The organism is Streptomyces roseus (genome assembly GCF_001044425.1).
GTDB lineage: Bacteria > Actinomycetota > Actinomycetes > Streptomycetales > Streptomycetaceae > Streptomyces > Streptomyces roseus.
Map to the genome: position 1 here is coordinate 22,332 of NZ_LFML01000019.1, position 9,392 is coordinate 31,723.

Genomic DNA, 9,392 nt, shown 5'->3' on the forward strand with positions numbered 1-9,392 from the left:
CTCGGTAGCCCGCCTCCGGAAAGGCCGCTAGCGGTCGCCTTCGTCACTCTCCGCCGGGAACAGCCGGCGCTCGTCCATCTCCTTGATCAGGTCCTGGAACTCCGACCGGATCCAGTCGCGCGTCGCGACCTCGCCCAGGCCCATGCGCAGGGCCGCGATCTCCCGGGTCAGGTACTCGGTGTCGGCGATGGAACGCTCGTTCTGCTTGCGGTCCTGCTCCAGGTTGACCCGGTCGCGGTCGTCCTGCCGGTTCTGCGCGAGCAGGATCAGCGGGGCGGCGTACGAGGCCTGGAGCGACAGCATCAGCGTCAGGAAGATGAACGGGTACTCGTCGAACCGCAGGTGGTCCGGAGCGAAGATGTTCCACAGCACCCAGACGATGATGACCAGCGTCATCCAGACGATGAACCGGCCCGTGCCCAGGAAGCGCGCCACGCGCTCCGACAGCCGCCCGAACGCCTCCGGGTCGTACACCGGGAGCAGCCGCCGCCGGTCCGCCCGGGGCTGGTCCAGGCGCACCCGGGAGCGGGTCAGCGCGGTCGCCCCCGTCGCGGCGGCGGCCTTGGACCGCAGCCGCTCGGCGCTCTCCTCCTCGCGGCCCGTCAGCCCCTGCTCGCGCGCGAACTCGCGGGCGTGCTCGCGCGCCAGCTCCCGCCGTACGCGGATCTGCTCGCGGCGCCGGTCGCGCCCCGGCTCGCCGCCGCCCCGCCGCTCACCGGACATCGGAGACCTCCTCGGCGTGGAAGTCCGTCTCACGCCAGTCGTCGGGCAGCAGGTGGTCCAGTACGTCGTCCACCGTCACCGCGCCCAGCAGCGAGCCGCTCTCGTCGACCACCGGCACCGCCACCATGTTGTACGCGGCGAGATGCGTGGTCACCTGCGGCAGCGACGCGTCCGGGCGCAGCGGCGGCAGGTCCGTGTCCACGATCGAGCTGACCAGCGTGAACGGGGGGTCCCGCAGCAGCCGCTGGAAGTGCACCGTGCCCAGGTACTTGCCCGTGGGCGTCTCGTCCGGCGGCCGGCACACGTACACCTGCGCGGCCAGCGCCGGCGACAGGTCCGCCTGCCGTACGCGGGCCAGCGCGTCGGCGACCGTCGCGTCGGGCCGCAGCACGATCGGCTCCGTCGTCATCAGACCGCCCGCGGTGTTCTCCTCGTACGAAAGGAGGCGGCGCACGTCGGCCGCGTCGTCCGGCTGCATCAGGGTCAGCAGCCGCTCCTTGTCGTCCTCCGGGAGCTCCGAGAGCAGGTCGGCCGCGTCGTCGGGGTCCATCGCCTCCAGGACGTCGGCGGCGCGCTCCTCCTTCAGCTTGCCGAGGATCTCCACCTGCTCGTCCTCGGGCAGCTCCTCCATGACGTCCGCGAGCCGGTCGTCGTCGAGGGCGTTGGCCACCTCGGCCCGCCGCTTGGGCGTCAGGTGGTGCAGTACGTTCGCCACGTCGGCCGGGCGCATCTGCTCGAAGGTGGCCACCAGGTTCTCCGCGCCCTGGCCCTCCTCCTCCAGCGAGAAGCCGGTCACCGCCGACCACTCCACGGTCAGGGTCTCGCCGCGCCGGCGCAGCGCGCCGCCCTTGCCCTTGCGCACGAAGATCCGGTCGATCTCCCAGTCGCGGCGGGCCGGCAGCTGCTGGATGGCCACATCGAGGACGGTGACCTCCTCGCCGGTGGTCCCCAGCGTCACCCGGCGGTCCAGCAGTTCGCCGAGGACCAGGCGCTCGGTGGGCCGCTGCTCGAAGCGCCGCATGTTGACGACGCCGGTGGTGATGACCTGTCCGGACTCCACGCCCGTCACCCGGGTCATCGGAAGGAAGATCCGGCGCCGGCTGACCACCTCGACCACCAGGCCCAGCAGCCGCGGCGGGCGGCCGCCCACGCGCAGCATCGCGACGAGGTCGCGGACGCGGCCGACCTGGTCGCCGTTGGGGTCGAACACGGGCACACCCGACAGATGCGAGACGAAGATCCGCGGGGCGCCACCAGCCATGCGAGCGCCTCCTAGAGCGTCGGTCCTCAGTCCTGCCGCCCCTCAGGCTAGCCCGTGCCGCGCGAGAGCGTCCTGGTGGGGCGGCCGCCCGTGGGTACGGGCGGACCACCCGCCCGGCGCCGGAGCCGACGGCGGGTACGCTGCCTGCTGCTCCACGACGAACGACGACACGCACGACGAGAGGTACCTGCCCGTGACCGCCCACCTCCCCGCCGTTCGGCTGCGCCGGGCGGCCTTCGTCGGTGTCCTGTTCGCGGGCCTGGCCGTCACCGGCACGGGCTGCGGTGCGGACCCGGACGAGGGCACCAACGGGGTCGGCAAGCTCTCCGCCGACCAGATCGAGGACAAGGCGAAGGCCGCGGCCGGCGCCGCCGCGTCGGTGCACCTGTCCGGCACGCTGGTCAGCGGCGGCAAGTCCTTCACGCTCGACATGCGGCTGGGGAAGGACGGCGGCTCCGGCGAGGTGAAGTCGCAGGAGGACACCTTCCAGGTGCTGCGGGTCGGCGAGCAGCTCTACCTCAAGGCGAGCGCCGCGTTCTGGGGGAAGTCGGACTCGGCCGGCAAGCTGGGCGACAAGTACGTGAAGGTCCCCGAGAGCGACCCCGCGTACAAGCAGTTCCGCGGCTTCACCGACATGCACGTGCTGCTCGACGGGCTGCTCGGACTCGACGGCAAGCTGGCCAAGCAGGAGGACTACACCAAGGTCGGCCACACCCCGGCGGTGCTGGTCACCGCCGACAAGGGCAAGGGCGGCAAGCTGTCGGTCTCGCTGGAGGGGACCCCGTACCCGCTGCGCCTGGAGCGGGCCGGCGGGGCCGGGCAGGTCGAGCTCGCGGAGTGGGGCAAGGCCTTCCCGCTGGAGGCGCCCGCCCAGGACCAGACCGTCGACTACGGGACCCAGATGCCGACGACGAAGGACTCGGGATCGGGCTCCGGCCCGTCGCCGAGCCCGGGCAAGGGCTCCGGACAGGGCTCGAACCCGACGAAGTAAGCGGCGGGCCCCCTGGGGGCGTCCCCTAGCGGGCCGACTTCTTCCGCTTGAGCAGCAGCTTCGGCAAGCCGGCGGGGACGGGCCGGCGGGTCACCGCCGGCGAGCCCAGCGGGGTCGCGGCCAGCGATCCGCCGGGCAGGTCGGTGCTCGCCGCCACCGGCTCCAGCCGCAGCAGCCGGCACTCGCGCGCCCACCGCTCGGTCATCTCCTCCGAGTCGGGCGCGTTCAGGCGCTTGCCCTTCAGCTCGGCCACCGCGGCCTGCCATTCCTCGCCCCGGGGCGCGAGCTCCCGTACGGCCGCGGTCCAGGCGACCAGCCGGCCGCCCTTGTCCTTGCTGCGCACGGTCACCTCTGCGGCCCCGCCGTCCGCGAGCCCCGGGAACGGCTGCTCCCCGGGCCCGTCGCCCAGCACGTGGGCCGCGCCGTCCACCCAGGCGTGCCACAGGGCCCGGTCGGCCCCGGAGCCGCGGACCCAGATCAGGCCGGACTTCTTGGTGGCCTCCTCGACGAGGGCCAGCTCGAGCGTGCTGAGAGTCATGCGCACCAGAGTAAGGGGGTGGCCCCCGGCCCCTAGAGCCAGCCGTGGCGGCGCAGCGCGCGGTGGATGGTGAAGCAGGCTCCGGCGATCGCGGCCATCACCATCGGGTAGCCGTAGCGCCAGTGGAGCTCGGGCATGTGCTCGAAGTTCATCCCGTAGACCCCGCAGATCATCGTCGGGACGGCGATGATCGCCGCCCACGAGGTGATCTTGCGCATGTCCTCGTTCTGGGCGACCGTCGCCTGCGCGAGGTTGGCCTGGAGGATCGAGTTCAGCAGCTCGTCGAAGCCGATGACCTGCTCGTGCACCCGCGCCAGGTGGTCGGCGACATCGCGGAAGTACTTCTGGATGTCCGGGTCCACCAGCCGCATCGGCCGCTCGCTCAGCAGCTCCATCGGCCGCAGCAGCGGGGAGACGGCCCGCTTGAACTCCAGGACCTCGCGCTTGAGCTGGTAGATGCGGCCCGCGTCCCCGCCGCGCGCGCTGCCTTTGGCGGGTGGGGCGAACACCGCGCTCTCCACCTCGTCGATGTCGTCCTGCACGGCCGCCGCGACCGCGATGTACCCGTCGACCACGTGGTCCGCGATGGAGTGCAGGACGGACGAGGGGCCCTTCGCCAGCAGCTCGGGGTCGTCCTGGAGGCGGTGGCGCAGGGACCGCAGGGAGCCCTGGCCGCCGTGCCGGACCGTGATGACGAAGTCCGGGCCGGTGAAGCACATCACCTCGCCGGTCTCCACCACCTCACTGGTGGCGGTCAGTTCGGCGTGGTCCACGTAGTGGATCGTCTTGAAGACGGTGAAGAGCGTGTCGTCGTAGCGCTCCAGCTTCGGCCGCTGGTGCGCGTGCACCGCGTCCTCCACGGCGAGCGGGTGCAGGCCGAACGTGGCGGCGATCCCCGCGAACTCGGCCTCGGTCGGCTCGTGCAGGCCGATCCAGGCGAACCCGCCGCTCTCACGGACCCGGGCCATCGCCTCACGGGGGGTCAGACAGGCCGTTCCCAGGGCGCGTCGGCCGTCGCGGTACACGGCGCAGTCGACGACCGCGCTGCTCGCGGACGGGTCACGGGTGGCGTCGTAGCCGGGCTGGGACGGGGTGGACCTGCGCAGGGCCGGACGTACGGCGGCACGCAGGTAGGGCAGCATCGACATGGCAGGCTCCTTCGCACGCACGGCTGCGGGCCGTACGGGTGGGAGGTCCCTTCCGGATGGCAGCGGCCGCGGCAGGCGGGCAGGCCCGGGGCGGACGGAAGGAACAGGACGGGAGGACAAAGTTCCGCCGTCGCTCTTCTACTGATCAGATGATCAAACGGGCGGGAACGCGTCCGTGGTGCCCGTACAGGAAGTGGAAGAGCGGTTGGTACTGCACGATCGACTTCGATCCATTGCAGCCCCACCTCCTCCGGCCGGTCCTCCGTGGAGGACGTCCTGTCGTCGGCTGCCCCGAAACAGCTCTTCAAGAGTGTGGCCCCGACCAGCGGTCAACGTTATCAGCCGACGGATGGTCAAGACCCGCCCTTTACCCGCCTCATACGAGTTCTATGCTCGGTTCATGGCACAAATTCTGGCTCTCGTCGAAGCCCGGCTGCGCAGCGCGCTCGGCGAACCCGACGCCCGCGCCGCCGTCACCTTCCTCGGCACCGACCGCATCGAGGTCCTGCGCTTCACCGAGGGGGACCTCGTGCGGTACGCGACCCTCGGCATGTCCGCGCACCCGATGACCGACCCGACCGCCGTGGTCGCCGACCCGCTGCGCGGGCCGCGCGCCGAGCTCGTGCTGACCGTACGGGCCGGACTCGCGCCCACCGACAAGGTGCTGCGGCCGCTCGCGGTGCTGGGCGCGGCGCCGCAGGTGGAGGGACTCGTCGTAACCTCCGGCGCCTCGCTCGACGTGGGCGAGCCGCTGTGGGACGGGGCGCCGTTCACCTCCGTGCTCGTCGCGGAGCCCGGCGGTCTGGTGGAGGACCTGGAACTGGACGAGCCCATGGAGCCGGTGCACTTCCTCCCCCTGCTGCCGATGACGGCGAACGAGGCCGCCTGGAAGCGGGTGCACGGCGCGGCGGCGCTCCAGGAGCGCTGGCTGTCGCACGGCACGGATCTGCGGGACCCTCTTCGCGGCGCGGTGCCGCTGGACTGAGACACGCCCACCGGGGCATCCGGACGGGTGATCGTGTCTTGACGGGGCGCCGGGCGGGGAGGAGCGTGGCTTCTTATGAGGGGCGAACCAACATGCCCGAAGTGCGGTGGCCGGGTCAGGGCGCCCGGACTCTTCTCCGACTCGTGGCAGTGCGCGGTGCATGGCACGGTCCACCCCCTGCAACCCGTCATCCCGCCCAGCGTCGAAGGCCTGGGCGTGGTGGTGAACCGGGCGGAGGTGCCGGTGTGGATGCCGTGGCCGCTGCCGGTGGGGTGGCTGTTCACCGGGGTGGCGGCGGCCGGTGACGACCGCAGCGGGGGCAGGGCGACGGCGGTGGCCTGCTCGGGGCCCGGACCGCTCGGCGGGATCGGCGAGCTGCTGCTGGTCGCGGAGGAGTTGGGAGTCGGCCTTGGCGCGCGGTATGCGGGGATCGACGGCCCCGACCCCGGCCCGTACATCGACGTCTCCTCGCCGCCGCACGCCAAGGTCGTGGCGGCGGGCCGCCCGACACCGCTGTGGCACGTCAACGGAGCCCCGGACGACCGGGCCGTGTTCGCGGGCGAGGCGCGCGGGCTGTGGCTGTGGGCCGTCGTCTGGCCGGAGCAGTCGGGCCTGCTGATGTACGACGAACTGGTGCTGACGGACCTGCGGGACGCCGGCTCCGAGGTCGAACTCCTGCCCTGCGGCGCCCTGAGCCCCCGCGTCCTCGGTCCGTAGGCCCTGCCCACAGGGGTGGGATTCGCGGGCGGCGTGACGCCCGCACGGCGGGCGGGCGGTATCCTGGGGTGTCCCCCCGTACCCGCGAGACCCCTGGAGCACCGGCCGTGCGCATCGACCTGCACGCCCACTCCACGGCCTCCGACGGGACCGACACCCCGGCCGAGCTGGTCCGCAATGCGGCCGCCGCCGGGCTCGACGTGGTCGCGCTGACCGACCACGACACCGTCGCGGGGTACGCCGAAGCCCTCGCCGCGCTGCCGCACGGACTCACCCTCGTCACCGGCATGGAGCTGTCCTGCCGGCTCGACGGCATCGGGATGCACCTGCTCGCGTACCTCTTCGACCCCGAGGAGCCCGAGCTCGCCCGCGAGAGGGAGCTCGTCCGCGACGACCGCACCCCCCGCGCCCACGCCATGATCGGCAAGCTGCGGGAGCTCGGCGTCGACGTCACCTGGGAGCAGGTCTCCCGGATCGCGGGCGACGGCTCGGTCGGGCGGCCGCACATCGCGACCGCGCTCGTCGAGCTGGGCGTCGTCCCCACCGTGTCCGACGCGTTCACGCCGGACTGGCTCGCCGACGGCGGCCGCGCGCACGCCGAGAAGCACGAGCTCGACCCCTTCGAGGCCATCCGCCTGGTCAAGGCGGCGGGCGGGGTCACCGTCTTCGCCCACCCCGGCGCCGTCAAGCGGGGCCGGTGCGTCCCCGAGTCCGCGATAGTCGAGCTCGCGTCCGCCGGCCTGGACGGGATCGAGGTGGACCACATGGACCACGACCCCGACACCCGCGGGCGGCTGCGCGCCCTCGCCGGCGACCTGGGACTCCTCACGACCGGGTCCAGCGACTACCACGGCAGCCGCAAGACGTGCCGCCTCGGGGAGTACACGACCGACCCCGAGATCTACGGCGAGATCACGCGCCGCGCGACGGGGGCCTTCCCCGTTCCGGGCGCCGGCGGAGCGACCGGCGCGTAACGCGCCGCCCGGCGCGCCCGCGCGCCGCACCGCCCCTTCTTCCTTTCTTCGAAACACCCCTCTCTCCTGCAAGGCATCACTGTGTTCGACTTCGCCGTCTTCGGATCCCTTTTTCTCACGCTTTTTGTGATTATGGACCCTCCGGGGATCACACCGATCTTCCTCGCCCTGACCTCGGGCCGACCCGCCAAGGTGCAGCGCCGCATGGCCTGGCAGGCCGTCTGCGTGGCCTTCGGCGTCATCGCCGTCTTCGGCATCTGCGGCCAGCAGATCCTGGACTACCTGCACGTCTCCGTTCCCGCGCTGATGATCGCGGGCGGCCTGCTGCTCCTGCTCATCGCGCTCGACCTGCTCACGGGCAAGAACGACGAGCCCAAGCAGACCAAGGACGTGAACGTCGCCCTCGTGCCGCTCGGCATGCCGCTGCTGGCAGGTCCCGGTGCGATTGTGTCCGTCATCCTCGCCGTTCAGAAGGCGGACGGGGTCACCGGGCAGGTCTCCGTCTGGCTCGCCATCCTCGCCATGCACCTCGTGCTGTGGACCGCCATGCGCTACTCGCTGGTGATCATCCGGATCATCAAGGACGGCGGCGTCGTCCTCGTGACGCGTCTCGCCGGCATGATGCTCTCCGCGATCGCCGTCCAGCAGATCATCAACGGCGTGCTCCAGGTCATCCACACGGCCTGAGGGCCGACCGGCCCGCCGGCTCCGGCGCACGCGAACGCCCCCGCACCGATCCGGTGCGGGGGCGTTCGACGTATGGGTGCGACAAGTGTCAGGAGGACGCACTCTCGGCCGGTCGGATCAGAATGCGCTGGCCCACGGAGGCCGCCTGCTGCACGATCCGGTTGACGGAGGCCGCGTCCACGACGGTGCTGTCCACGGCCGATCCGTCGACGTCGTCCAGGCGCAGAATCTCGAAGCGCATGTGCTTCTCCCTTCGTCAGTGTTCTCCTTGCACTGTTCCAACGAAGTGTAAGAGGCAAACATTCCCTACGCTAAGGAAATTTTTTCACTCGCTAACTAACCCCTCGGGTGGGAGTCCCAGAACGAGGCCAGTGCACCGGCCGTGACCTGCGGATTCTCCGCATTGGGGGAGTGCTCGGTACCCGCCACGACCACCCGGGCCGCCCCCAGCCGCTCCGCCATCTCGTCCATGAGCGGGACCGGCCACGCGTAGTCCACCTCGCCGGACAGCACCAGCTTCGGCAGCTCCACGCCGCTCAGCGCGTCCACCCGGTCGGGCTCGGAGACCAGGATCCGGCCGGTGGCGATCAGCTGCTCCGGCACCGTGGCCAGCCACCGCGCGCGCAGGAACTCCGCGAGTTCGGGGGCGTCGGGCACCGCGTCCTCGGGGTCGAAGGACCGCATCGCGGTCCAGACGCCCGGCATGTCCTCCCGCATCGCCTCCAACGCGGCGACCAGCAGCTTCGTACGCTCCCGCTGGTCCTCGGCGATCGCGGCCGGTCCGCTGCTCAGCAGGGTCAGGGAGGCGAAGGGCGATGCGTCGCGCAGTACGGCGGCCCGCGCGATCAGCCCGCCCAGGGAGTGGCCGAGCAGGTGGACCGGCCGCCCGTCCACGGCGGCGGCTTGGGCGAGCACGTCCCGCGCCAGCTCCTCCAGCGCGTACGCCGGCTCCTCGCGCGGACCGGGGCTCTCGTGCTGCCCGCGCCCGTCGACCGCGACCACCCGGTACCCGGCGGCGGCCAGCGGCTCCAGGAGGCCGACGAAGTCCTCCTTGCTCCCCGTGAACCCCGGGACCAGCAGGGCGGTGCCGCGGACCGGCTCGCCGGCCTCGTGCACGGCGAACTCGCCGCGGGCGGTGGACAGGAGGTACGCACGGGCACCGGAGGGCAGGGTGAGGCGGGGCGGCTTGCTCATGGGCCAGAGGCTACCGGCCCGGGGTTACCGGCGCGTAGGGGCGGTGTGCACGGTCCGCGAACGCCGGTGGCCCGGCCCCCTCGGAAGGGGACGCTGTTGGCGAATTGCGGGCCGCTCTAGCGTGACGTCGGTCCCCGAGACCTGGTTGGTCTCGGGGACCGACGTTTTTCGTGT

Annotated in this window: 11 protein-coding genes; 5 read left to right on the forward strand and 6 right to left on the reverse strand. The window is 72.1% G+C overall.

All coding sequences use genetic code 11. The features are described from left to right. Positions 1 to 27: 27 nt before the first annotated feature. The gene (locus ACS04_RS05590; RefSeq protein ID WP_078864467.1) at positions 28 to 723 is read right to left on the reverse strand and encodes a DUF1003 domain-containing protein; all 696 of its coding nucleotides are present in this window, start codon (positions 721 to 723) and stop codon (positions 28 to 30) included. Beyond that, entirely contained in the window at positions 713 to 1,984 is a 1,272-nt protein-coding gene (locus tag ACS04_RS05595; protein ID WP_048475384.1) for a magnesium transporter MgtE N-terminal domain-containing protein, read from the reverse strand. The genes ACS04_RS05590 and ACS04_RS05595 overlap by 11 nt, the downstream gene beginning before the upstream one ends. Positions 1,985 to 2,177: 193 nt before the next feature. Between ACS04_RS05595 and ACS04_RS05600 the strand changes: the two genes are divergently transcribed. Continuing rightward, complete coding sequence (locus tag ACS04_RS05600) at positions 2,178 to 2,975, forward strand: hypothetical protein (protein WP_048475385.1); 798 nt, start codon at positions 2,178 to 2,180, stop codon at positions 2,973 to 2,975. A gap of 25 nt (positions 2,976 to 3,000) precedes the next feature. Here the strand turns inward: ACS04_RS05600 and ACS04_RS05605 are convergent, their stop codons facing one another. Next, positions 3,001 to 3,513: a hypothetical protein gene (locus tag ACS04_RS05605; RefSeq protein ID WP_048475386.1), complete on the reverse strand. Its 513-nt coding sequence runs from the start codon at positions 3,511 to 3,513 to the stop codon at positions 3,001 to 3,003. Between the two features lie 32 nt (positions 3,514 to 3,545). Then, a complete protein-coding gene (locus tag ACS04_RS05610) occupies positions 3,546 to 4,661 on the reverse strand; it encodes a magnesium and cobalt transport protein CorA (RefSeq protein WP_048475387.1) in 1,116 nt (371 codons plus the stop codon). A 400-nt stretch (positions 4,662 to 5,061) separates the two neighbouring features. On the opposite strand from ACS04_RS05610, the gene ACS04_RS05615 reads away from it, so the two are divergent. The 4 genes from ACS04_RS05615 (at position 5,062) to ACS04_RS05630 (ending at position 8,024) form a co-directional block, all read left to right on the forward strand. After that, positions 5,062 to 5,646 carry a suppressor of fused domain protein gene (locus ACS04_RS05615; protein WP_048475388.1) on the forward strand — a complete coding sequence of 195 codons (585 nt, stop codon included), beginning with the start codon at positions 5,062 to 5,064 and terminating at the stop codon, positions 5,644 to 5,646. Positions 5,647 to 5,721: 75 nt separating this feature from the next. Continuing rightward, positions 5,722 to 6,363 carry a DUF6758 family protein gene (locus ACS04_RS05620; protein WP_048475389.1) on the forward strand — a complete coding sequence of 214 codons (642 nt, stop codon included), beginning with the start codon at positions 5,722 to 5,724 and terminating at the stop codon, positions 6,361 to 6,363. Between the two features lie 107 nt (positions 6,364 to 6,470). Beyond that, positions 6,471 to 7,337 carry a PHP domain-containing protein gene (locus tag ACS04_RS05625; protein WP_048475390.1) on the forward strand — a complete coding sequence of 289 codons (867 nt, stop codon included), beginning with the start codon at positions 6,471 to 6,473 and terminating at the stop codon, positions 7,335 to 7,337. An 81-nt stretch (positions 7,338 to 7,418) separates the two neighbouring features. Next, positions 7,419 to 8,024: a MarC family protein gene (locus ACS04_RS05630; RefSeq protein ID WP_048475391.1), complete on the forward strand. Its 606-nt coding sequence runs from the start codon at positions 7,419 to 7,421 to the stop codon at positions 8,022 to 8,024. Positions 8,025 to 8,112: 88 nt separating this feature from the next. On the opposite strand, the gene ACS04_RS38580 is transcribed toward ACS04_RS05630, so the two are convergent. Further along, positions 8,113 to 8,265, reverse strand: a complete 153-nt coding sequence (locus ACS04_RS38580) for a hypothetical protein (RefSeq protein ID WP_099889616.1) — start codon at positions 8,263 to 8,265, stop codon at positions 8,113 to 8,115. Positions 8,266 to 8,360: 95 nt separating this feature from the next. Beyond that, the gene (locus tag ACS04_RS05635; protein ID WP_048475392.1) at positions 8,361 to 9,218 is read right to left on the reverse strand and encodes an alpha/beta fold hydrolase; all 858 of its coding nucleotides are present in this window, start codon (positions 9,216 to 9,218) and stop codon (positions 8,361 to 8,363) included. Positions 9,219 to 9,392: the final 174 nt, after the last annotated feature.